The organism is Bacillus cereus group sp. BfR-BA-01441, from assembly GCF_022663075.1.
GTDB classification, from domain to species: domain Bacteria; phylum Bacillota; class Bacilli; order Bacillales; family Bacillaceae_G; genus Bacillus_A; species Bacillus_A cereus.
The window spans coordinates 1-24255 of sequence record NZ_JAKUEU010000077.1 but is presented as its reverse complement, the minus strand read 5'-3'; the positions used below and the strand labels follow the sequence as shown (position 1 = coordinate 24255).

The following is a 24255-nucleotide window of genomic DNA, read 5'->3' as shown; positions in this document are numbered from 1 at the left end:
AGGTTCGAGTCCTTCATGGCTCACCATTTACAATTTAATGCGGGTGTAGTTTAGTGGTAAAACAAGAGCCTTCCAAGCTCTGGTCGAGAGTTCGATTCTCTTCACCCGCTTTTCAATTATGGGCCTATAGCTCAGCTGGTTAGAGCGCACGCCTGATAAGCGTGAGGTCGATGGTTCGAGTCCATTTAGGCCCACCATAATTGTTCCGCAGTAGCTCAGTGGTAGAGCTATCGGCTGTTAACCGATCGGTCGTAGGTTCGAGTCCTACCTGCGGAGCCATATTTATAGAGAAGTACCCAAGTGGCTCAAGGGGCTCCCCTGCTAAGGGAGTAGATCGCGAACGCGGTGCGAGGGTTCGAATCCCTTCTTCTCTGCCAGAACTGGCCCGTTGGTCAAGTGGTTAAGACACCGCCCTTTCACGGCGGTAACACGGGTTCGAATCCCGTACGGGTCATACTAAAAGAGATAGCATAATCTGCTATCTCTTTTTTGTTGTATAAAAATGGACTTTGGATAGTCTGCTTTTTTATGCAATAGAAGAAATATGAAGTATTCGCTGTTGCAGTTGGGTACATAGAGAGCCGTAAATACAATCATGTTAATTATTTGGACCTGTATGAATATGAAGGAATTAACTTCAACTTGAACTTTTACCCCAGCTGTATGGCTGTAGCCTCCTACACTTGGAGAAACCGATGAAAATGCATCTGGGAGCTACTGTGGAAAATAAATAATATATAGAAGAAGCTGCTTTCTCTCAATAGCTGTGATCTACTGAAGACAGCTTTTTTATGTTGTCAGTATTGTCGGTAAGTCGATATATTGCAAAAATCGCTGGTATAATTTCACTTACCGACAAAAACCACAAGAAAATCCCTTTCACAATCTAAAGAAAACGCCTCCATTGAAATGGATTCCACACCTATTCCAATAACTTTACACTCTATGTGAAAAAGTTCACAAATAGGTCATAATTTGTGAAGTAATTCACAATAATACGTGCTACAATATGAATGTAAAGAAGTTAAACAACATTAAATTAGTATTTTAATTAATTACTTAAACAATCATAAAAAAATATATGTGAACAATAGAGAGGGGAAATTACCATGAAAAAAGGTATCAATCGTGTAGTATTAGTAGGAACAGGAGCTGTAGGTTGTAGTTACGCTTACTCAATGATCAACCAAGGTGTAGCTGAAGAATTCGTATTAGTAGATGTTAATGAAGCAAAAGCAGAAGGGGAAGCAATGGACTTAAGCCATGCGGTACCATTCTCTCCATCACCAACAAAAGTTTGGAGCGGTAGCTATGCAGATTGTAAAGATGCAGATTTAGTAGTTATCACTGCTGGATTACCACAAAAGCCAGGTGAAACTCGTTTAGACTTAGTTGAGAAAAATACAAAGATCTTTAAACAAATCGTTCGCGGTATTATGGATAGCGGATTCGATGGAATCTTCTTAATCGCAACTAACCCAGTTGACATTTTAACTTACGTAACTTGGAAAGAATCTGGTTTACCAAAAGAGCGCGTAATTGGTTCTGGTACTACTTTAGACTCTGCTCGTTTCCGTTACATGTTAGGTGACTACTTAGATGTAGATCCACGTAACGTTCATGCTTACATCGTTGGTGAACACGGTGATACTGAACTTCCAGTATGGAGCCACGCTACTATCGGTGTACAAAAACTAGAAACAATCTTAGCTAACAACGAACAGTACAAACAAGAAGACTTAGATAAAATCTTCGAAAATGTACGTGATGCAGCTTACCATATCATCGAGCGTAAAGGTGCAACTTACTACGGAATCGGTATGTCACTACTTCGTGTAACTAAAGCAATCTTAAACAACGAGAACAGCGTATTAACTGTATCTGCATACCTTGAAGGCCAATACGGTGAGAAAGATGCTTACGTAGGTGTTCCAGCTGTAATTAACCGCGAAGGTGTACGTGAAATCGTAGAGCTTGAGTTAAATGAAGAAGAAAAAGCGAAGTTCGCTCATTCTGTAAAAGTATTAAAAGAAACAATGGCACCAGTACTATAATAATTGCTAAATCATTCAGGGGCGGGACACTGCTTCCTACCTCTGAATTCATATAATTTAATATAAATTCCTTTTCCGGTTTCCCTTGTATATCCCCAATATACCCCTTTTGCTGGATCAGGGTCGTTTATAGAAAAGAGCACCCTACTTTAAGTAGAGTGCTCTTTATTATTATTTTTTAGGCGTTAATCCTAATTTCTTTAAAATATCTGCCAGTGTACCGCTTTTTGATTTTTCAACAGGTGTTTGTGATTTAGATGCATCTGGACCTTTTTTCAAGAAGTTCTTTTCAACGAAGCGAATATCTTTTTCGTCGACAATACCATCTTTGTTAAGGTCGCCGTCTTTCACAGATAGTCCTTTTTTACTATAGTTGCTAGCGATAATTTCAGCATCTTTTATATCAATTACTTTATCGCCATTTACATCACCTGCAAGGTTTTCATCAAGGCGTGCATAATAATATTGGCCAAGTAGCTTGCCGTCTTTTTCAGTACCTAGTTTCGTAGTTAGGCGGCTTGTTAAATGCCCTGGTACTTCTACATATAAGTTGTAGTCGCGTTTATTAACAGGAAGTCCATTTAATTTGAAGTATCCGTATTTATCTAGTGAGCCTTCAAACTTATGACGGTAAGAATCAGTCGCATATACTTTTACGCCAAGCTTTGTATAATCTAACTTTTCATCTAAATATCCACGTTCATTTAAGAATGCACCAGGTTTAATATTTCCTTCTACTAGTGAGTTTAAGGACATTACTGAGAATGATTGATCTTGAAGGACACGCATTCTATTTGGCTCTGTTTCTCCTGGTTTCCAGTATACAAACACTGGTGACTCTAATTGAGCATTTGCTTCATAAAACTCATCATTTTCTACTTTGAAAGTTACATCAATGAACGGGAAATCACCATCTAATCCAGCGAAGTTTTTGTCATCGATAGCACCGCCAACTGTAACAGAGCCTGCTTCTAGCTTCGGTTCATTTACTTTTGCTGTTACCCCTTTTTCAGAAAGAAGTTTTTCAAAGGCAGGATTCAATTTCGCATTTGCAAATTTGAAGTTCTTCTCTAGGAAGTTTACATTAAATTGCCCAGCAACAAATTGTTTTACGTGTTTCGCGTTTAGTGTTACTGTGAACTCGTCATTTTTATATAATTCTTTTTTATCGTAACTAGTTTTTGCATATTGAGCACCTTGCGGGATAAACCAGTAGTTATTTACACCGTTTGGATAGTCAGGACCTGCAGTTGCATAATCGAAAATATATACGCCTGTGTTCATTGGACCTTCCGTTCTGAAGGAGTCAGGTGTAATGCCAACTTTAAAGTCGCCATTTGCATTAATCGGTAAAAACTTATGCAAGTATGGAGAATAGTCATAGTACATAACGCCATTCGCTTCTTGTGTAATGTTTAATCCTTTTCCTCTTAAGTAATCAACGTTTGAATCGTATACATTTCCTTTAATCCATAGTGCTTTTTTGCCATCTTCTACTGTATAATTTTCTTCATTTAACTCGTAAATACCAGGTTTTAATCCAGTTAATTTCACTTCTGGTGGTGTATTATCAATTACGATATAATCACCTTTCACACGTGCTTTTCCAGCTTTATCATAGCCAACAAACTCAATTGTGTAGTCTCCTTCTGGTAAGTTGATTTTCTCATCACCGATTGGTTTTGCAGGATCATTTGTAAAAGGATACACTTTTCCGTTAAAGAAGGATTCTAAGTAGTAATACACATCCGTTTTTAGGCCACTCGTGTTTAATGTTCCAATGAAGCCGAGTGCTTTATTTGTTTTCGAATCTTTCACGATAAGATCTAACGTTTCAAGTTCGCTATTTAATTGGAATGCCCCGTGAACATATGATTCACCATATGGATTAAACTTTGATGTATCAGTTGAAATTGCTTTTCTTGATAATATGGCATTTTCAATACCAGGCTCTGATACACGAATAGAGAATGGGATTTGATATGTTTCTTCTTTATTTTTTGTGTTCGTAATATGAATGTACCCTTCATATCGGCCTTGTTTCACACCGGCTGGAACATTAATTTTTGCTTCAATTTCACCTGTTTTGCCAGCATCAAGAGTAATTGTTTCTGGAGCAGAGATTTTTACACCGTTTGCGACAGCATCGTTAATAGTAGACGATGCTGGTGTATAAGAAATTTCTGTTTTAAATTCTTTTTTCTCTTGTTTATTATGATTAGTTACTTTTATATTTCGTTTTTGTTCAAGAGCTTCACCGTCTTTTTGATAAAACTTACCGAATGCAATAGATCCAGTTTCTTCGGGTACTTCAATTACTTCATCATTTACAACAGTTTGTGTCGTATCTAATACTTTAAAGCTTGTTTCTGTACGAACGGCGTTGTAAGCATCTACTCGCCCAGCTCCAACTTCATATACGGAATATTTTTCTTTTAAATCATTAGCTGTGTTCATAAGAGACGCTTTTACATCGAACGGAGAGTAGTCTGGGTGTTCTTGTAAAATTAGAGCAGCAACGCCAGCGATATGAGGAGAAGCCATAGATGTTCCTTGCATACGCTCATAGGAAACAGCGTAGTTTTCACCCTCTTGCGGGTCGTTAATATATTCAGGAACTGTTGAAAGGATAGCGACACCAGGCGCTGTAATATCAGGCTTAATATCATCATTTGCTGTAACAGGACCGCGTGAGCTAAAGTCTGCAAGATGATCGCCTTCTGTTTGAATGTAATTAATTTCATCGAGAGTTAAGGAGGTGCTACCTTGTTCGATTTGAGCTTTTAGTTTTTCACCGTCTTCTTTCGTTAGGCGGAATGCTGGAATGTATTTTGTACTTTCGCCAACGTAGAAAGGAATTTCTCCATCCACATTGTTATAAATAATAACGGCTTTTGCACCTGCTTGTTTTGCATTAGCAATCTTTTCATCAAATGACAGTGTACCGCGTGCAACGAGAGCGATTTTTCCTTTTACATCTTTTTTACTAAACTCGTCAGGCGTACCAATTCCTACAGATTCAATAGGTAAAGTTTGTCCCTTGAAATCTTCTATTTTATCAGTGAAGTTTTTGCCGAATAGAATTAGGTTAGGAAATTGTAATTGTCCAGCATGACCTGATAGTTTCGGTAAGGAAATAGAGCTATCACTTGCTCCAACCGTAATTGCAAATGGCGAAGCACCTGGTGATCCGAGTGTTGATGGATTCGGTCCAGAGTTACCAGCAGCAACGACTGTAACAACGCCTGAAAGCATCGCGTTATTAACAGCGATAGATGTTGGATCAAGAGGATTGTTGCTATCATCACCTAACGATAAGTTAATAACGTTCATACCGTCAGAAATGGATTTATCAATTGCAGCGATAATACCTGAACTATCTCCACTTCCGTATGGGCCGAGTACACGATAGTTATACAGTTCAATGCCAGGTGCAACACCTTTTACTGCTGAATCAGATTGGTTCTTCTTTTGTGCAGAAACGATACCTGCTACGTGAGTGCCGTGGGCTGTGTAGAAGGAAGAACCACGGCTATCAAATTCAGGAGCACCAGATTGTTGCCATTCTGAATAAGTAGTTTCCATTGGATCTGCATCGTTATTAATAAAGTCCCAACCCTTTACTGAGTTTGGGTCTACTTTGCTAGAGTCCTCACCAGGTTTCGCGCGATAGCCTTTATATACGTCTTTTAAGTCAGGATGATTGTAATCAATACCTGTATCTAATACACCAACTTTAATTCCTTTTCCGGTAATGCCCTCACTATGTAACTTATCTACTCCAATTTGCGGGATGCTATCTGTTAGTTTTTGAGGTGCTTTTTGCTCAGCTTGTTTTGGTAAATTTAATTTCACTTCGTAATCTTTCCAAATGCGTTTTACAACGCCAATCCGTAACAATTCTTCTACTGTATTTGCTGGTAATGTCATCGCAACACCATTTATCGCATGCTTATAAGAACGTTTAATTTGTACAGACTGGAAGTTTCCTGATTTTACTGATGGGCTGAATTGATAAAGACGTTTTAGTCCTTTTTCGAATTCTTCATGTTCTTGATCAATACGTGCTTTTATATTTTCAGGAGCAGACTGTAATCCTTTTTCTTTTTGTTTTAATTCATTAATCTTTACTGGAGCAGTTTGAAATTCTACGATGATATTTACAGGCTCAGAACTACTCGTATTAATATCTGGTGAAATTGTAAAACCAGGGTTGGCATCTACCGTTTGTAATGCCAGGCGTTGTTCTTTAGAAAGCTTAGATAATATAGAATGAGCATTTGAAGATTCAATTTGGTTAATAGGATTTTCAGCAAGTACATTGAACGGAATAGCAGTTGAAAACAAAACGCCAGCTGTTACAATTCCGGTAACAAAACGATTTTTCTTTTTCATTTATAGGCCTCCGGTAATTTATATTTTTAAAAATTATTTCTCCACGCCAGCTGTTTGCTCAGCATGGAATGTCCAGTTTAGCTGCAGGGAATCACCTTGAAATTTATTTTGATCTCGGTCGTTATCTTCAAATGAGAAGAGGACGTGTAAGTAATCTGTTTCACCAGATTTAATACCATCTATTAAGTTATGACGTTCTAGAGACGTAGCGACATCTTCAGGTTTCATAGTTTTTAATTGTGATAGTTTTGTTTCCCACACAATCTCATGATCATCGTTTGGATTAGATGGCTGTCCATCATTTACTAGAAACTTGACGATAATGTGATCACCTAAATCTTCACCGTCATTATTTTGCTTTGCATCTGTAACTTCATATGATGTTTCAAGTGCTACTTTTGCGATATCCAATGTACCTTTATTTTCAAGCTTGAAGTTCCTTTCAATAAAATCACCTGGTTTTAAATCTTTCACATTAACGATTACACTTGGATTAATAGAAAGATCTAGTGTTCCAGCTTGAAATGAGTTACTTGATGTTTCTGAATCACTGAAATAGGCGAATACACCGCCGAATGTAAGGGATAAGCCAAGTGAAGCGGTGATAACTCCCATTCCTACTTTTTGTTTTAATGACATAAGAAAGCCTCCTAGTTAAATTTGTATAGCAACCGTTCGCAACAAGGATAAATAAGTAAACATAGTAGTCCGCTATGAATTGTAGTTACGAAAGATCAATGTTCTTTATTGAGAACAAGTATATGCTTATGAATTTCGCATTTCAATAAAATTGTGACAAAAAATATTGAGAAACATTTTTTTATGACAGATTATTTTGTTTTGATTTTAAGTGGAAAGTAGCATGAAAAATAGGATAAACATAATAAAATAAAGGTTGAGAAAAAATAATTGATAAAAATATAGAAGGATAATAAAGCGTTTTCAATGAATATTCGTCAAAATTCGATATTTTACACGGAAATGTGAAGGAAAACTAACATTTTTAAGAAAAAAACGAATGTTTTTTATAAATTAACAAGGATATTGCAGTTTTTCGCAGAAATAGTTAAAGTATAAAAAATTCTGTCATCTAAGTGAGGTGAGCATATTGAGTGTAATAAATTGTGAAGAAGTGAAACGAGATGAGTTTCATACAGAAAAGTACTATGAAAGTTATAACATCTTTGGCGCACATGTTGTGACGGAAGGTGAGATTCAAGGGGTACGATTTACAGTGTGGGCTCCTCATGCGAAAGCAATGAGTGTTGTTGGAGATTTTAATGAGTGGGATTATGAGCAACATAAAATGCTACAAGTGACAGAAGAAGGCATTTGGTCCTTGTTTATACCGCATATTGAAGAAGGAGAAATATATAAATATGCGATTGAAACGTTGGCTGGTGACGTCATTTTAAAGGCAGATCCGTATGCTGTATATGCAGAAGTAAGACCGAATACGGCATCTGTAGTTTTTGATATAAAGGGATATGAATGGAATGATAAAAACTGGACTCGTAAGAAAAAGAAAAAATCGATTTATAAAGAAGCGATGACAGTTTATGAATTGCATTTTGGTTCTTGGAAAAAGAAAGAAGATGGAACACTGTATTCTTACAGGGAAATGGTAGAAGAACTCATTCCATATGTGGTGGAACATCAATTTACACATATTGAAATTATGCCGCTTGTTGAGCATCCATATGATCGTTCTTGGGGATATCAAGGAACGGGATATTATGCAGCGACGAGTAGATTTGGTACACCGCATGATTTAATGTATTTTGTCGACGAATGTCATAAATATGGAATCGGTGTCATTTTAGATTGGGTGCCGGGGCATTTTTGTAAAGATGCTCACGGTTTATATTTGTTTGATGGCACACCGACCTATGAATATAAAGATAAAGATGTACAAGAAAATCCAGTATGGGGAACTGTCAATTTTGATTTAGGAAAGAGAGAGGTACGTAATTTCTTAATTTCAAATGCGTTATTTTGGATGAGATATTTCCATATTGATGGTTTCAGAGTAGATGCAGTTGCGAACATGTTGTACTGGAATAAAGAAGGACAAGAGCAAAGTAATGAGCATGCTGTTTCATTTTTAAGAGAGTTAAATGAAGCAGTGTTTGCAGAGGATGAAGATTTTCTTATGACGGCAGAAGATTCAACAGCTTGGCCACTTGTAACAACTCCAACGTATGAAGGTGGGCTTGGATTCAATTACAAATGGAACATGGGCTGGATGAATGACGTGCTGAAATATATGGAGTGTGCGCCTGAATATAGGAAACACATTCATGAGAAAATGACGTTTTCTTTGCTATATGCGTACTCTGAAAACTTCATATTACCGCTTTCTCATGATGAAGTCGTTCATGGGAAAAAGTCGTTATTAAATAAAATGCCAGGTGATTACTGGGATAAGTTTGCTCAGCTTCGTTTATTATATGGATATTTCTTTACTCACCCAGGAAAGAAATTACTTTTCATGGGAGGGGAATTCGGACAGTTTGATGAGTGGAAAGACCTTGAAGATTTAGATTGGAATTTACATGATTTTGAAATGCATCGTTATATGCATGATTACTTTAAAGAGCTCATAGCATTGTATAAGCGCTCAAAACCACTTTGGCAGCTTGATCATTCGCCTGAAGGTTTTCAGTGGATTGATGCTAATAATAACGAGCAAAGTATTTTCTCGTTTATCCGCCAAGGGGATAAACAAGAGGATGCGTTAGTTATCGTATGTAATTTTACGAAAGCTACATATGAAAACTATAAAGTAGGTGTACCAGATTTCGAGTATTATAACGAGATTTTAAACAGTGATGCACAGCAATATGGCGGTTCGGGGCAAGTGAATAAGAAACGTCTTAAGACGATTCTAGAACCGTACCATAATCAAGCAGCACATGTAGAGATTACAATTCCACCATTTGGCGTATCCATATTACGACCAGTGAAGACGAGAAAGGGGAGCAAAAAACAAGATGGCTCAAAAACAAAAGTGCGTAGCAATGTTACTAGCAGGGGGAAAAGGTAGTCGATTAAGTGCATTAACAAAAAATTTAGCCAAGCCAGCTGTTCCATTTGGTGGTAAATATCGCATTATTGATTTTACGCTAAGTAACTGCGCAAATTCTGGTATTGAAACGGTTGGGATTTTAACGCAATATCAACCACTAGAACTTCATAATTATATCGGAATCGGCAATGCATGGGATTTAGACCGAGTAAGCGGTGGAGTCACAGTATTACCTCCTTATGCGGAGTCTTCAGGTGTGAAGTGGTACACAGGTACGGCAAGTGCCATTTATCAAAACTTAAACTATTTAAGTCAATATGAACCAGAGTATGTTCTTATTTTATCAGGCGACCATATTTATAAAATGGATTACAGTAAGATGCTAGATTACCATATTGAGAAAGAATCGGACGTATCCATTTCTGTTATTGAAGTACCTTGGGATGAAGCGAGTCGCTTTGGCATTATGAATACAAATGAAGAAATGGAGATTGTTGAGTTTGAAGAGAAACCACAATTTCCAAGAAGTAATCTTGCATCAATGGGAATCTATATTTTTAATTGGTCAATTTTGAAAGAGTATTTAGAGATGGATGCAAGAAACCCTGAATCTAGTAACGATTTCGGAAAAGACGTACTTCCGCTTTTATTGGATGAAGGGAAGAAGTTAATGGCGTATCCGTTTGAAGGATATTGGAAAGATGTTGGAACGGTGAAGAGCTTATGGGAAGCGAATATGGATTTGCTTCGCGATGAAACATCACTGAATTTAAACGATCGTAATTGGCGTATTTACTCTGTCAATCCAAACGAACCGCCTCAATATATTGCTGAAAAGGCGAAAGTAGAAGAATCGCTTATTAACGAAGGATGCGTCATTGAAGGGGACGTGAAGCATTCTGTGTTATTCCAAGGAGTGACGGTGGAAGAAGGAAGTATGGTGATTGATTCTGTCGTTATGCCAGGGGCTAAGATTGGTAAAAATGTTGTGATTGAAAGAGCGATTGTTGGATCAGAAATGGTTATCGAAGATGGAACAATCATTCGTCCAGAAAAGAATGTTGACGATGTAGTATTAATTGCTGAAGGGAAATAGAAAAGGGGGATGAAATGAATGGGAGAAAAAATGTTAGGAATTATTAATGCAACGGGAAGTTTTCCTTCCTTAAAGAAAGTAACAGGGCATCGTTCACTAGCGGCGTTACCGTTTGGGGGCCGTTATCGACTCATTGATTTCATGCTTTCAAATATGGTGAATTCTAGTATTCATAGTGTGGCAGTTTTTACAAGCCATAAAAATCGTTCGTTAATGGACCATGTTGGTTCAGGAAAACAGTGGGATTTAGATAGAAAACGAGACGGACTATTTTTATTCCCGCCAAACTGCCAATGTGACCAAGATGAATTTGGGTCTTTTGCACACTTTAGAAGACATATTGATTATTTTCTAAGAAGCAGAGAAGAGTACGTTGTTATTACGAATAGCCATCTCGTAACAGCATTAAATTTTCAAGCGGTGTTAGAGCGACATATACATACGGCAGCTGATATTACAGAAGTTTGCCATGAAGGGGTTTCGCTTCAAACATACGTGTTAAAGAAACAATTATTGTTAGACTTATTTGAGTCATATAAAGGTGTGGAACAATACAGTTTATTTGATGTAGTGAGAGAAAAGCGCGGGAAATCATTACACATTGCTACATATGAACATACTGGATATGTAGCAATTATTGACTCGATTGAAAGTTACTATAAACATAGCTTAGAAATTTTGCAACCTGCTATTTGGAAGCAATTATTTAAGAAAGAAGCACCGATCTTTACGAAAGTAAAAGATGAGCCACCAACTCGTTATTTAAAGGGTGCAGTCGTGAAAAATACAATGATTGCAAATGGCAGTATTATTGAAGGGGAAGTCGAAAACAGTGTTGTTTCCCGTTCGGTTAAAATTGGAAAAGGTTCAATTATTCGTAACAGTATTATTATGCAAAAGAGCCAAATTGGAGATAACTGTATAATAGACGGTGTTATTATTGATAAAGACGTGAAAATTGGCGACGGTGTCGTATTAAAAGGAAGCGCCGATGAGCCGTATGTTGTAGAAAAAGGAAGCGTACAAAACAGTACGATTAATAGTTATTCCTAAAGAATCAGTGGGGGCTTTTTCCTCCACTGATTAAAGTTTTAATTTAAATGAAAACTCGAAGGGAGGAAGCTGCAAGAGGAGTAATAAAAACTTTTCGCGCAGTGGGACAACAAGTGAATATTTTATTTGCAGTATCAGAATGTGTACCGTTTGTGAAATCGGGAGGATTAGCTGATGTAGCGGGTGCGCTCCCAAAAGAGCTAAAAAAATTAGGAGTGGACGTTCGTATTATACTTCCGAATTATAGTCTCATTCCGCAAAAGTTAAGAGATGGATGTACGTTACATAAAGTAATTAACGTCCCTCTTGGGTGGAGAAATCAATATTGTGGAATTTTAAAAGGTGAGCAAGACGGAATTACGTATTACTTAATAGATAATGAATATTATTTTAAGAGAGATTCTCTGTATGGTCATTACGATGACGGAGAGCGTTTTTCTTATTTCTCAAAAGCAGTGTTAGAGTGTATTCCGCACCTTGATTTTGAAGTGGATGTTCTTCATAGCCATGATTGGCATACGGCTATGGTTAATTTCTTACTTCGTGAAAAGTATCAAGATAACCCGTTATATGAGCGTATTAAAACGGTATATACAATTCATAACTTGCAGTTCCAAGGAGTATTTCCTCCTGAAGTGATGTACGACTTGTTAGAGCTTGGTGATGAATATTTTCATAGTGAGCAGCTAGAGTTTTATGGAAACGTAAACTTTATGAAAGGCGGTATTATTGCTTCGGATCAAATTACAGCGGTGAGCCCGACGTATAAGGAAGAAATTCAATATGAATTTTTCGGTGAGAAGTTAGATGGATTACTGCGAAAATATAATGATAAGCTTAGCGGCATTGTAAATGGTATTGATACGAGCGTATATAATCCAGAAACGGATTCGTATATTAAGGCTCAGTATGATGCAGAGTCATTATATGAAAAGAGTGAAAATAAACGCGCCTTGCAGCGTTATTTTGGTTTGCCAGAAAAAGAGGATACACCAATTATTTCAATGGTAACGAGATTAACGAAGCAAAAAGGTCTTGATTTAGTACGTACTGTATTCCGCGAAATAATGGAAGAAGATATACAATGTATTATTTTAGGTTCAGGTGATTCGGAATATGAGCAATTCTTTGAGTGGATGGCATATGAGTATCCGGAGAAGGTAAAAGTTTATATCGGATTTAATGAAGAATTAGCTCACCAAGTGTATGCGGGAAGCGATTTGTTTTTAATGCCATCGCTGTTTGAACCGTGTGGACTTGGACAACTTATCGCATTAGCATACGGTACGATTCCAATTGTAAGAGAAACAGGTGGGTTAAACGATACGGTACATTCTTATGATGAAGAAACTGGAGAAGGAAATGGTTTCAGTTTCACGAATTTTAATGCACATGACATGCTGCATACGATTCATCGTGCAATTGAATTCTATCATGATAAACCAGTGTGGGAGCAGCTTGTAAAACAAGCGATGACTGAAGATTATAGCTGGGAGCAATCGGCTCTTGCTTATAAGGAATTGTATAAAAGTCTCATGGAATAACATGTAGGTGGTGAAAAAATGTTTACTCATGTTGAAAGTTTTAAATCAACTTTTCTAGAAAAGTTAGAGACGATGTATGGTAAAAGTTTTAAAGATTCTACAACTCGTGATCAATATAATACACTCGGCCATATGGTACGTGAGTATATGAATAGTCAATGGATTGCAACGAACGAGAGTTATCGATCCGGAGAGCAAAAGCAAATGTATTACTTGTCTATTGAGTTTTTGCTTGGACGTTTGCTTGGAAGTAACATCTTGAATTTAGGTATTCGAGATGTATGCGAGCAGGGGTTATCTGAACTAGGGATTTCGTTACAAGAGTTAGAAGAAGTGGAAGCAGATGCAGGCCTTGGTAATGGTGGGCTTGGACGCTTAGCAGCCTGTTTTCTCGATTCACTCGCATCTTTAAACTTACCAGGACACGGCTGTGGAATTCGTTATAAACATGGTTTGTTTGATCAGAAAATTGTTGATGGTTATCAAGTTGAATTTCCAGAACAGTGGCTTCTTCATGAAAACGTATGGGAAGTAAGAAGGTATGATCAAGCTGTAGAAGTAAGTTATTTCGGCAGTGTTGAACCGCTAGAAATTGACGGGCGTTTAGAGTTTAGGCATACAAATGCAGAAGTCATTATGGCCGTGCCATATGATGTGCCGGTAGTTGGCTATGAGACGAGTACTGTAAATACACTTAGACTTTGGAATGCTGAACCAGTTCCTTTCCCGCAAAACTGCAAAGATATTTTGAAATATAAGCGTGAAACAGAGGCTGTATCGGAGTTTTTATATCCAGATGATACGCATGATGAGGGAAAAATACTTCGTTTAAAACAACAGTATTTCCTCGTATCAGCAAGTTTGCAAAATATCGTTCGAATGCATAGAGAAAGATATGGTGACCTTCGTCAACTACATGAAAAAATTGCGATCCACATTAACGATACACATCCGGTTTTAGCAATTCCAGAACTGATGCGTATTTTACTAGACGAAGAAAAGTTAGCATGGGAAGAAGCTTGGCACATAACGACGCAGACGATTTCTTATACGAATCATACGACGTTATCAGAAGCGCTCGAAAAGTGGCCAATTCACATTTTTAAACCGTTATTACCGAGAATTTATATGATTATTGAAGAGATTAATGAACGTTTCTGTCATGAACTGTGGGAACAGTATCCGTATGAGTGGGATCGTATTGAAGCAATGGCGATTATTGCACATGACCTTGTGAAAATGGCTCATTTAGCGATTGTCGGTAGCCATAGCGTAAACGGTGTAGCAAAAATTCATACGGAAATATTAAAGCAGCGGGAAATGCGATTGTTTTATGAATTTTATCCAGATAAGTTTAATAATAAGACGAATGGAATTGCTCATAGGCGCTGGCTTATGAAAGCAAATCCACAGTTAACAAATCTCATTTCAGAGGCGATTGGAACGGAGTGGAAGAAAGAACCGATTAAGCTTCAAGAGCTACAATTAGTTCAATATGATGCGAGTTTCCAAGAGAAATTTGCAGAGGTAAAACAAGAGCGTAAAGAGATTTTAGCGGAGCGTATTCATAATACAATGGGGATTACCATTGATCCAAATTCTATTTTTGATGTGCAAGTGAAAAGATTACATGCTTATAAACGACAATTATTAAATGTTCTTCATATTTTATATTTGTATAACCGTTTGAAAGAGGATGCTAGTTTTACATTTTATCCGCGTACTTTTATTTTTGGAGCGAAAGCATCACCTGGCTATTATTACGCGAAAAAAATTATTAAATTAATAAATGAACTCGCAAGAAAAGTAAATAATGACCCGTATGTCAGTCAATATATGAAAGTTATCTTTCTAGAAAACTATCGAGTTTCTTTAGCTGAAGATATATTCCCAGCAGCGGATGTAAGTGAACAAATTTCAACGGCGAGTAAAGAAGCATCGGGAACAGGTAATATGAAATTTATGATGAATGGTGCGATTACACTCGGAACGCTAGACGGTGCTAACGTTGAAATAAAAGACCGGGTCGGTGATGATAACTGTTTTATTTTCGGTTTAACGGCCGAAGAGGTTCTTCATTACTATCAAAATGGTGGCTATCGTGCAAGTGATTATTATCACCACAATAGACACATTAAAAAAGTAGTTGATCAATTAACAAATGGTTTCTTTGCACAATCGGGAGCTGAATTTGAAGCGATTTACGATTCTCTCGTTATTCAAAACGATGAATATTTCGTTCTGCGAGATTTTGGTCCATATGCTGAAAGACAAGAGGCTGTCGGTAGAGCTTATGAGAACCGAACGAAGTGGCTAGAAATGTCGATTTTAAATATTGCACAGTCTGGTCATTTTGCGAGCGATCGAACGATTTTGCAGTACAGTAATGAAATTTGGGGTATCGGTAATGCAGTTAAACAGTTTTAAAGAGGTTGCTATATTGGGAGATATATTATCGATTTACCAACCGAAATGGATATTAATAAATAAAACGGGCTTAATAAAATTAAGCTCGTTTTATTTATTTTGCTTAAGAAAGAAATGGAACAGTGGTATATATGATACCTGCCCCATCATACTCTCCTGTCGCAAAGTATGAAAATGTAAAGAAACCTGTAACCGTAAAAATTACAATAAGAAAAAGTGCGAAGATAAATTTTAACATGTAAGGTCCCCTCATCCAAAAATAACTTCATACATTATTATAGTATACGAATATTTTATTTCCAATTGTTTACTGGTTAAAAATGAGAAGTCAGACATGTTTTGTATGTTGTAATGGAATGATTATTTGTAATGGATTTTGTGTTTTTTGTAAATGTCATGTTGTGATGGACGTGTGCATACTCCCAATCATGATCATTAAAATTTATGTTTCGGGGAGGGAGAAGTGGGACGACATCGAACAAGTTGACGAAACGAAAGCTACTAGCTACTTGTAGTTTATAATAATTTCGAAAAGCGATATCTCCTACTTTTGGAGAAGCGAATGTATAAAGTCCATACTGTGCGAAGGCAGTATTTATACGTGCATCTAATATGTGTAATGTGGCAAGCGCGCCACCTAGACTATGCCCAGTAGCTAGCAGTTTTTTATGTGCTGGCAATGATACGAGCATATCCATAATAGAATCACGACAAGACTCATAAATAGAGAGAAAACCGTTATGGACATTTCCGCCATTTAAAGCATAAGGATAAGGTTTTTGATTGACGAGAGAATCAATAATCCAATCTGGATCTGTTTGAGTGCCTCTGAAGGCAACAATAATTGTATCCTCAGATTCTAATATAAATCCGAACCATTCTGTTGTTTGAATGGCCTTTCCTTGAAACCCTTGTACATATTGAAAACCATCTGGTATTTCGAAAATGCCATTTTGTTTATATTGTTCATACGTTAACTCACAACAAGAAGCTAACAGTATGGCAGTGTCTTTATCAAAGGATAAAGGAGTACGCATTAAGGAAGCCCTCCTTAAGAAAAAGTATAGTTTAATATATGCAGTGAGGAACTTGATTCATTCTTTTGGAGGTGGGGAATAGCTTGTATCGCTTATCTAAATCAGTGGAGGAAATTATAACGTCAAAATAAAACAGTGCCTGATAAGGGCACTGTTTACTCTTTTTCATCTCAAGGAATCGACTTTTTTAGTTATTCTTAATGAACTGACGTATGCGTTAGTTGCATAAGTAAGAGGTTTGAAAAAATAGCCTGTATATATTTGAACGATGAATAACTTACCTATTTTCTTGTGTTTGTTTACACTATATACAGAAAAATTTGAAAAACAAAACGTATTATTTATCTGTTTGTTTTTGCTTCTTTTTCAAATACTCCGTACGCAATTTTTCAAGTTGTTGCTTTTTATCAAATTTGGCAGGTTTCTGTTTTTCATGGAACTTTGCCACAGCTACCTGACTTTTGGAATCCAATTGATATTTTCCCACTTTGTTCACCTACTTTTCTTGTCTCTAAAGAGAATCTATTCAACAAATATAATATACCTTATTTTCCTGAAGTAAACCTTATTACTTTATTTTAACTGCTTTTTCTCGTTTGTAGACGTAAATTAAAACACCCTTTCACTGCATTACTGCAAGTAAGGGTGTTTTAATTTTATTATTTTATTAGTTGATGGCCATGCCTACATAAGGGCACAGTTTACTCTTTCCCATCTAATAAACGACCAAGTCCACCTAATACACTACCTTCGCCAGTACTTTGCGCTGCTGGGCTTGTAAGGCGTGCTGCTAAGCGGCTAAGTGTTAAGGACTGAATCCAAACTGTTCCAGGACCTTCTAATGTTGCGAAGAATAAACCCTCGCCGCCAAATAGAGCTGTTTTTACTTTACCGACGAACTCGACATCATAGTTAATGTCTTTTGTCATAGCAACGAGACAACCTGTATCAATGCGAAGTTTCTCACCAGGTTTTAATTCACGTTTATATACAGTTCCACCTGCGTGCATGAAAGCAAGGCCATCACCTTCAAGTTTCTGCATGATGAAACCTTCACCACCGAAGAAACCAGTTCCTATTTTTTTCGTAAATTCAATTCCGATGGAAACACCTTTTGCGGCACAAAGAAAGGCATCTTTTTGACAAACTACTTTTCCTTGATACTCTGTTAAATCTACAGGAATAATTTTACCAGGATAAGGAGCAGCAAATGAGACGTGGCGCTTGCCGTGACCTGTATTTGTAAATACAGTCATAAACATACTTTCGCCTGTAACGAGACGTTTACCAGCGCCCATTAATTTTCCGAATAACCCTCCAGATGGGCCAGAACCATCACCAAAGATTGTTTCCATTTCTATGTAATCTTCCATCATCATCATTGCACCAGCTTCTGCGATCACGCTTTCTTCTGGATCTAACTCAATTTCAACAAACTGCATATCATCGCCATATAACTTATACTCGATTTCGTGTGCTCTCATTTTTTTCACCTCGTATGTAATAGATACTTATATTGTACAGAATTTAATAGGATTAGAATACTTTAGTTTTGTTAATTTTCAAATAAAGTGGAACCAGCCAAAACTGATTATCAGCTCCCGCCAATCAAGCTGTCCACAAATGGCGGGATAATATATGAATATGGAAATTCAACATTATATTAAAATTATAAAAAAATGGTGGGATGAAAGTGTTCTCATTTGACGTTTTGGATATAGCGTGATATAGTGAAATCACTATTGAGCTACATAATGTGGTACGGAAATAAAGCACGTTGAATTAAAGGCTGTAAGCTTGTTATACATTCATGTCCTTTATATCCACCTTTTCATGTGGATTCATAGTTTCATTTTTATTTAGGAGGTACATGACATGCAAACAGGTAAAGTTAAATGGTTCAACAGCGAAAAAGGTTTCGGTTTCATCGAAGTTGAAGGTGGAGACGATGTATTCGTTCACTTCTCAGCTATCCAAGGTGACGGATTCAAAACTTTAGAAGAAGGTCAAGAAGTTTCTTTCGAAATCGTTGAAGGTAACCGTGGACCACAAGCTGCTAACGTTACAAAAAACTAATTAGCTAGCGATAAAAAGCATTCCGATTTTCGGAATGCTTTTTTTTATTCTTTGGAACTAGATTCATTTGAAGATAATTCACCTTTGAAGGTACGTTCTTCAAAATCATCAAGCATTTGTTCATATTCTTCATGCTCTTCTGTAGCGAAAACCTGTGGGTTTTTCCCGTACATATCCGTACCGATAAAGTTTTCAAAATCCTCCACGTAGCCTACGTTTTCTTCACTATTTACATACATGCCATTATAGTTTTTTGAATCTTGTCTTTCTAAATCAGACGGCGTTTCAGATGTTCCGTAATTTGCGACATCTTGCCACGCATCTTCCGCATCGTACTCAACAGAATTGTCCTCATCATGCTTGTGGAAAGAAGGAGACAACACTTCTTCTTCAACTGGTCGTGTATTCATATTTAACTTATTTGTCGCGTGCTGGATGCATGTTGTAGCAGTCGGCATTGCTTCCAATCTTTCAAATGGAATCTCTTCGCCAGACACTTCGCAAATGCCGTACGTACCCGCTTCTATTTTTTGCAAGGCATGTTTCGTGTCCTCAAGCTGTTTATGCCAAAGTTCAATAAGCCCGAAGTCTTTTTCCCGTTCATATAGCTCTGTAGCCATATCACCTGGATGGTTGTCATAGCTAGACAGTTCTCCTACTGAGTCACGTTCAGAAGCACGATCTGTATTTTCATGAGTTTGTATCGTTTGCTCTAGTTCTTGTTTTTGTTTTTCTAAAATGGATTTAAATTGACCTACTTGTTGTGGAGTTAACATAGTCGTCCACCTTCCTACAATTCAGTTTCTTTACATAGTATGAGCGTTGAGAGTAGGAATTATGAGATGAATTTTAGATATGAAAAAGGAGCCGCATAAGCAGCTCCTTTTATAGAAAGTATCCAAGTAATAATCCGATTCCCATTAGGAAACCGAAGATTGTATTTGTTTTTGCTGTTGCAATCATCGCAGGTACCATTTCCATCGGAATGCTTTTGCCGATAAAGCCTTTCGTCGCTTTAAATGCTTTCGGAGCACTTAAAAATACGATAAGCATCCATGGTGATACGATGCCCACGATAATTAAAGCAATTGTCCAAATGTAGGAAACGATGAACATCGAAGCAAGTACACCAACAGCTCGCTCACGTCCGACGAGAATTGCTAACGTTTTACGACCGTTTTCTTTATCGCCATCCAAGTCACGGATATTATTCGCTAGTAAAATGGCACCAATTAAAATGGAGCTTGGAATAGATAGTAAAATGACTTCTGATGTTACAGTTCCAGTTTGAATAAAGAATGAAATCCCAATAATAATGACACCCATAAATAATCCGGCTGTCAACTCTCCAAATGGTGTATATGCAATTGGAAGTGGGCCACCTGTATAAAGGTAAGCAACAGCCATACAAACAAGACCGATTGCAGCAAGCCACCAGCTAGAATTCATACAAATATAAACACCTAATAGTATTGCGATGCCGAAAAATCCAAATGCTAAGTTAAGCACTGTTTTTGGCTGAATGCCATCGCGAACGATAGCGCCGCCGATACCAACTGAACCTTCGTGATCGAGTCCTCTTTTATAATCAAAGTATTCATTAAACATGTTTGTTGCTGCTTGAATGAGAAGACAAGCAAGAAGCATCATAAGGAAAAGAGGAAGATGTATTTGATTTATACCTCCGACCTGCATCGAATATGCTGTTCCGATGAAAACAGGCACGAAAGCTGCTGTTAATGTATGGGGACGTAGTAAACTCCACCAGATGCGCCAGCCGGTTTGCTTACTTGGCTTTGGCGCCGTAGGAGAGGAATTCGTTTTGACGTTCATTTCCATGTTGAATCCTCCTTTGGTCACATATTGTACACAACTAAGTGTAGAAAAAGCATCATTTAGTGTCAACGTTTATTTTCTAGGAAGAGAAGGTGAATTTCTCAGAAATGCTAAACGTTGACAGGCCTTTCGTTTGAGGTGTATCTTAAAATCAAGCGTAATTATGACTATTTTTCGCCCATAGGGGGGAGACAATTGTGATTCAAACGAAACAAAAAGGCTTGCAAGAAGTTCTTATTGCAGCTATCAAGCGTGCAACTAACGAAAAAACATTGGTTAGTTTTGTAAAACAAATAGACTGGGTGGATCCGCTTCTGTTCTATGCAGCAGGAAAAAGGATTTCATTCGAAAATAGATGTTATTTTGCAGACCCGGCTCAGCATGTAATATTTGCAGGAATTGGCTCTGTTTTCACTATAGCAAATTCTTCTCATAAGCGCTTTCAAACCGCTCGCGAGGAGTGGGAGAAAGTAAAAGAGAATGCATTTGTCCAAAGAGATGAATATGAATTTGGAACGGGTCCGCTTTTATTTGGTGGTTTTTCCTTTGATCCAGAAAAAGAGAAAACGGACCTATGGAAAGAATTTAAAGATACGACATTTTCACTACCAGCATTTTTATTAACTGTAAAAAATGAAAAAGCATGGTTAACGATGAATACATTTGTTTCAGCAACAGATTGTGCAGAAACTCTTTCTAACGAAATGATTTCTTTAGAAGAGAAGATTTTGGGAGAGAGTAAATGTGCGCTAAACGGATCGAAATTGACTGTTATTTCTAAAGTAGAAGTGGATCCGAAAGGCTGGATGAAAGCAATTGAAAAAGTACAAGATGAGATGAAGCAGGGTAACGTGCAGAAGGTTGTATTGGCGAGGGAACTAAAAGTAGAGATGAATCAGTCGATTGATTCTGCTCTTGTTTTAGAAGCACTTCGCATTGGTCAACCGGATTGTTACGTATTTTCTTTTGATTATAAAGGAGCATGCTTCTTAGGAGCGACGCCTGAGAGATTAATTCGCAAAGAAGATGAGAAATTTACATCGATGTGTCTTGCGGGTTCAATCGGTCATGGTCATTCTATAGAAGAAAGTAAGCGAAATAGTAATGCGCTTCTTCATGATGAAAAGAATTTAGCTGAACATGGGTATGTTGTTAACATGATCCGCTCGGTACTAAATGAACATTGCGAATACGTTAATATTCCGGAAAGCCCAGGTTTATTAACAACGAAAAACTTAATTCACTTATATACGCCTGTAGAAGCAAAAGGCGATGCGAGTCTTTTAACAATGGTAGAAGAATTACATCCAACACCAGCTCTTGGCGGGACACCTCGTTTGGAAGCGATGAAACTGATCCGTGATGTTGAATTGTTAGACAGAGGATTGTATGGTGCACCGATTGGCTGGATAGATGATGAAGGAAATGGTGAATTTGCGGTTGCACTGCGCTGCGGATTATTAAACGGCGAGAAAGCATCCTTATTTGCCGGTTGTGGTATTGTAATTGATTCAATCCCGCAGCTTGAATATGAAGAAACAAGTTTGAAGTTTAGACCGATGCTTGGTGCTTTGGAGGAATTAATGAAATGAACAATCATATAGAAGCATTATCATATTATTTAGGCGCGTTCGTGGATGAACTGACGCGTCTAGATGTATGTGATGTTGTCATTAGTCCAGGCTCACGGTCAACGCCGATTGCTTTACTAATGGAACAACACGAAGGAATGAACACATATTTACATGTAGATGAAAGATCAGCAGGGTTTTTCGCGCTCGGTATTGCGAAAGCAAAAAAACGCCCAGTAGCATTATTATGTACGTCAGGAACAGCAGCAGCGAACTATTATCCAGCTGTATGTGAAGCTTTTCATTCAAGGGTCCCACTTATTGTCTTAACAGCGGATAGACCGCATGAATTAAGAGATGTGGGTGCACCACAAGCAATGAATCAATTTAATTTATACGGTACTTTTGTGAAACAATTTACAGAGATGGCACTGCCAGAAGCAAGTGAAGCGATGTATCATTACGCTCGTATGACGACGCAGCGTATAGTAGCAAATGCTTGTTTAGCACCGCAGGGTCCTGTTCATCTTAATTTTCCAGTTCGCGAGCCACTTATCCCTGATTTCTCACTAGAAAGCTTATGGGATAAAGGACGTAGTGAATATACAGGAGTAGTTCAGCAAGGAAACGTGGTGATGCCGAGTGAATATGTAGATTCTCTTGTAGGGCGCCTTTCACATATGGAAAAGGGGCTTATTATTTGTGGAGATGATAGTCATGCAGAAATTGCAATGTTTGCAACGCAACTAGCTGAAAAAACTGGCTATCCTATATTAGCAGACCCACTTTCTAATATTCGTAGCGGACACCACGATAAAACGATGGTAATTGACTGTTATGATACATTTTTACGAAATGAAAAGTTAAAAGAAACATGGAAACCGGACGTTTTAATTCGCTTTGGTGGTATGCCTGTTTCTAAATCATTAACGCAGTTCATAAAAAAACAAACGAAAGCAGTTCATATCGTTGTCGATGAATCAGGACAATGGAGAGATCCAGCTCTTGTTGCGACAGAAGTTGTGCAAGCAAGTGACATTGAATTCTGCAAGACATTAATAGAAAAAATGCCAGTTATGAAAAAGAATGATTGGTCCCTAATGTGGCAACATATAAACGAAAAAACGAAGGAAACGCTTCGCGAAATGGAAGCATATGAAACTGCATTTGAAGGAAAGGTTATTACAGATATTGTGCGCGTATTACCAGAAGACGCAACGTTATTTGCGAGCAATAGTATGCCAATTCGTGATACAGATTCATTCTTCTTCACATCGGATAAAAACATCCATGTGATGGCAAACCGTGGTGTAAATGGTATTGATGGAATCATTTCGACAGCTCTAGGAGCGAGCGTTATTTGCGACCCACTTGTATTAGTGATTGGTGATTTATCATTTTATCACGATTTAAATGGACTGTTAGCAGCGAAATTACATGAATTAAATATAACAATTGTCGTTGTAAATAATGATGGTGGGGGTATTTTCTCATTCTTACCACAGTATGAGAAAAAGGAACATTTTGAATCATTATTTGGAACACCAATTGGACTTGATTATGAGCACGTTGTCAAAATGTACGGCGGTTCATTTAGCCGTGTAAATGGTTGGGAGCAATTCCGAGAAGAAGTTCGAAAAGGAACGACGACAGAAGGTTTACACGTTGTGGAAATTTGTACGAATCGTGATGAAAACTTAACATTGCACCGTACGTTATGGGCAAAAACACAGGACGTAATTACTACATCGTTGCAAGGTGAATCAAAATGAACGTAACGCTGCAAGGTGTATCGTATGAATATGAAGTAGTCGGAAGCGGGGAACCACTTCTACTTCTTCATGGTTTTACGGGAAGCATGGAAACGTGGCGTTCTTTTATCTCTTCATGGAGTGAGCAGTTTCAAGTTATTGTAGTTGATCTTGTTGGGCACGGAAAGACGGAGAGTCCTGAAGATGTTGCGCATTATGATATCCGAAATGTGGCATTGCAAATGAAAGAACTACTAGATTACCTTCATATTGAAAAAGTACATATACTTGGCTACTCAATGGGAGGAAGACTGGCGATTACGATGGCATGTCTATATCCAGATTATGTACACTCTCTTTTATTAGAAAATTGTACAGCTGGGCTCG

18 protein-coding genes and 5 tRNA genes are annotated in these 24255 nt (G+C 37.6%); 15 read left to right on the top strand and 8 right to left on the bottom strand.

The window, feature by feature from the left end:
• Positions 1 to 39: 39 nt before the first annotated feature.
• From MR107_RS23910 to MR107_RS23885, 6 genes are all read left to right on the top strand, one after another.
• A tRNA-Gly gene (locus tag MR107_RS23910) sits at positions 40 to 110 on the top strand.
• Positions 111 to 120: 10 nt separating this feature from the next.
• Positions 121 to 197: transfer RNA gene (locus tag MR107_RS23905), tRNA-Ile, on the top strand.
• A gap of 7 nt (positions 198 to 204) precedes the next feature.
• A tRNA-Asn gene (locus tag MR107_RS23900) sits at positions 205 to 279 on the top strand.
• A gap of 7 nt (positions 280 to 286) precedes the next feature.
• Positions 287 to 377, top strand: a tRNA-Ser gene (locus MR107_RS23895).
• Positions 378 to 382: 5 nt separating this feature from the next.
• Positions 383 to 454, top strand: a tRNA-Glu gene (locus MR107_RS23890).
• Positions 455 to 1109: 655 nt separating this feature from the next.
• Positions 1110 to 2054, top strand: a complete 945-nt coding sequence (locus tag MR107_RS23885; protein WP_000715339.1) for an L-lactate dehydrogenase — start codon at positions 1110 to 1112, stop codon at positions 2052 to 2054.
• A gap of 171 nt (positions 2055 to 2225) precedes the next feature.
• On the opposite strand, the gene MR107_RS23880 is transcribed toward MR107_RS23885, so the two are convergent.
• Positions 2226 to 6449 (bottom strand): S8 family serine peptidase, encoded by a 4224-nt coding sequence (locus tag MR107_RS23880; protein ID WP_242292805.1) that lies wholly within the window; start codon positions 6447 to 6449, stop codon positions 2226 to 2228.
• Positions 6450 to 6482: 33 nt separating this feature from the next.
• Complete coding sequence (locus tag MR107_RS23875; RefSeq protein ID WP_088362133.1) at positions 6483 to 7088, bottom strand: CalY family protein; 606 nt, start codon at positions 7086 to 7088, stop codon at positions 6483 to 6485.
• 469 nt (positions 7089 to 7557) lie between these two features.
• On the opposite strand from MR107_RS23875, the gene glgB reads away from it, so the two are divergent.
• The 5 genes from glgB (at position 7558) to glgP (ending at position 15597) form a co-directional block, all read left to right on the top strand.
• Entirely contained in the window at positions 7558 to 9495 is a 1938-nt protein-coding gene (gene glgB / locus MR107_RS23870) for a 1,4-alpha-glucan branching protein GlgB (RefSeq protein ID WP_017656851.1), read from the top strand.
• Positions 9443 to 10573 carry a glucose-1-phosphate adenylyltransferase gene (glgC, locus tag MR107_RS23865; RefSeq protein ID WP_000057619.1) on the top strand — a complete coding sequence of 377 codons (1131 nt, stop codon included), beginning with the start codon at positions 9443 to 9445 and terminating at the stop codon, positions 10571 to 10573. Before glgB ends, glgC begins: the two co-directional genes overlap by 53 nt.
• A gap of 18 nt (positions 10574 to 10591) precedes the next feature.
• On the top strand, positions 10592 to 11626 hold the full coding sequence (glgD, locus tag MR107_RS23860; protein ID WP_000504168.1) for a glucose-1-phosphate adenylyltransferase subunit GlgD: 1035 nt from the start codon (positions 10592 to 10594) through the stop codon (positions 11624 to 11626).
• A gap of 113 nt (positions 11627 to 11739) precedes the next feature.
• Positions 11740 to 13170, top strand: a complete 1431-nt coding sequence (gene glgA / locus MR107_RS23855) for a glycogen synthase GlgA (RefSeq protein WP_071739813.1) — start codon at positions 11740 to 11742, stop codon at positions 13168 to 13170.
• 18 nt (positions 13171 to 13188) lie between these two features.
• The gene (glgP, locus tag MR107_RS23850) at positions 13189 to 15597 is read left to right on the top strand and encodes a glycogen phosphorylase (protein WP_000494108.1); all 2409 of its coding nucleotides are present in this window, start codon (positions 13189 to 13191) and stop codon (positions 15595 to 15597) included.
• Between the two features lie 103 nt (positions 15598 to 15700).
• On the opposite strand, the gene MR107_RS31410 is transcribed toward glgP, so the two are convergent.
• The 4 genes from MR107_RS31410 to MR107_RS23835 form a co-directional block, all read right to left on the bottom strand.
• The gene (locus MR107_RS31410; RefSeq protein WP_000911075.1) at positions 15701 to 15835 is read right to left on the bottom strand and encodes a hypothetical protein; all 135 of its coding nucleotides are present in this window, start codon (positions 15833 to 15835) and stop codon (positions 15701 to 15703) included.
• A gap of 76 nt (positions 15836 to 15911) precedes the next feature.
• The gene (locus tag MR107_RS23845) at positions 15912 to 16634 is read right to left on the bottom strand and encodes a lipase family protein (protein ID WP_001260111.1); all 723 of its coding nucleotides are present in this window, start codon (positions 16632 to 16634) and stop codon (positions 15912 to 15914) included.
• Positions 16635 to 16971: 337 nt separating this feature from the next.
• Positions 16972 to 17121, bottom strand: coding sequence for a hypothetical protein (locus MR107_RS23840; protein ID WP_000521639.1), 150 nt, complete (start codon positions 17119 to 17121; stop codon positions 16972 to 16974).
• Positions 17122 to 17335: 214 nt separating this feature from the next.
• The gene (locus MR107_RS23835) at positions 17336 to 18118 is read right to left on the bottom strand and encodes a TIGR00266 family protein (RefSeq protein ID WP_001201257.1); all 783 of its coding nucleotides are present in this window, start codon (positions 18116 to 18118) and stop codon (positions 17336 to 17338) included.
• Positions 18119 to 18509: 391 nt separating this feature from the next.
• Between MR107_RS23835 and cspD the strand changes: the two genes are divergently transcribed.
• On the top strand, positions 18510 to 18710 hold the full coding sequence (cspD, locus tag MR107_RS23830; protein WP_001193054.1) for a cold-shock protein CspD: 201 nt from the start codon (positions 18510 to 18512) through the stop codon (positions 18708 to 18710).
• 44 nt (positions 18711 to 18754) lie between these two features.
• Here cspD and MR107_RS23825 read toward each other — a convergent pair whose 3' ends face one another.
• Both MR107_RS23825 and MR107_RS23820 read right to left on the bottom strand, forming a co-directional pair.
• Positions 18755 to 19486: a yteA family sporulation protein gene (locus tag MR107_RS23825; protein ID WP_000957396.1), complete on the bottom strand. Its 732-nt coding sequence runs from the start codon at positions 19484 to 19486 to the stop codon at positions 18755 to 18757.
• A gap of 109 nt (positions 19487 to 19595) precedes the next feature.
• Entirely contained in the window at positions 19596 to 20549 is a 954-nt protein-coding gene (locus MR107_RS23820) for a 1,4-dihydroxy-2-naphthoate polyprenyltransferase (RefSeq protein ID WP_000425770.1), read from the bottom strand.
• A gap of 194 nt (positions 20550 to 20743) precedes the next feature.
• Between MR107_RS23820 and MR107_RS23815 the strand changes: the two genes are divergently transcribed.
• The 3 genes from MR107_RS23815 to MR107_RS23805 all read left to right on the top strand — a co-directional run.
• Complete coding sequence (locus MR107_RS23815; protein WP_242292804.1) at positions 20744 to 22138, top strand: isochorismate synthase; 1395 nt, start codon at positions 20744 to 20746, stop codon at positions 22136 to 22138.
• Positions 22135 to 23889 (top strand): 2-succinyl-5-enolpyruvyl-6-hydroxy-3-cyclohexene-1-carboxylic-acid synthase, encoded by a 1755-nt coding sequence (menD, locus tag MR107_RS23810; RefSeq protein ID WP_074553561.1) that lies wholly within the window; start codon positions 22135 to 22137, stop codon positions 23887 to 23889. The genes MR107_RS23815 and menD overlap by 4 nt, the downstream gene beginning before the upstream one ends.
• Positions 23886 to 24255: alpha/beta fold hydrolase (locus MR107_RS23805; protein ID WP_242292803.1), on the top strand; the 370-nt coding region annotated here is incomplete at its 3' end. The genes menD and MR107_RS23805, both read left to right, overlap by 4 nt.

Coding starts and splice junctions, on each gene's coding strand:
- MR107_RS23845 (WP_001260111.1), bottom strand. CDS start 16,634: ATGCGTACTCCTTTATCCTTTGATAAAGACACTGCCATACTGTTAGCT.
- MR107_RS23875 (WP_088362133.1), bottom strand. CDS start 7,088: ATGTCATTAAAACAAAAAGTAGGAATGGGAGTTATCACCGCTTCACTT.
- MR107_RS31410 (WP_000911075.1), bottom strand. CDS start 15,835: ATGTTAAAATTTATCTTCGCACTTTTTCTTATTGTAATTTTTACGGTT.
- MR107_RS23835 (WP_001201257.1), bottom strand. CDS start 18,118: ATGAGAGCACACGAAATCGAGTATAAGTTATATGGCGATGATATGCAG.
- glgP (WP_000494108.1), top strand. CDS start 13,189: ATGTTTACTCATGTTGAAAGTTTTAAATCAACTTTTCTAGAAAAGTTA.
- MR107_RS23885 (WP_000715339.1), top strand. CDS start 1,110: ATGAAAAAAGGTATCAATCGTGTAGTATTAGTAGGAACAGGAGCTGTA.
- MR107_RS23880 (WP_242292805.1), bottom strand. CDS start 6,449: ATGAAAAAGAAAAATCGTTTTGTTACCGGAATTGTAACAGCTGGCGTT.
- glgC (WP_000057619.1), top strand. CDS start 9,443: ATGGCTCAAAAACAAAAGTGCGTAGCAATGTTACTAGCAGGGGGAAAA.
- glgD (WP_000504168.1), top strand. CDS start 10,592: ATGGGAGAAAAAATGTTAGGAATTATTAATGCAACGGGAAGTTTTCCT.
- MR107_RS23825 (WP_000957396.1), bottom strand. CDS start 19,486: ATGTTAACTCCACAACAAGTAGGTCAATTTAAATCCATTTTAGAAAAA.
- cspD (WP_001193054.1), top strand. CDS start 18,510: ATGCAAACAGGTAAAGTTAAATGGTTCAACAGCGAAAAAGGTTTCGGT.
- menD (WP_074553561.1), top strand. CDS start 22,135: ATGAACAATCATATAGAAGCATTATCATATTATTTAGGCGCGTTCGTG.
- MR107_RS23820 (WP_000425770.1), bottom strand. CDS start 20,549: ATGGAAATGAACGTCAAAACGAATTCCTCTCCTACGGCGCCAAAGCCA.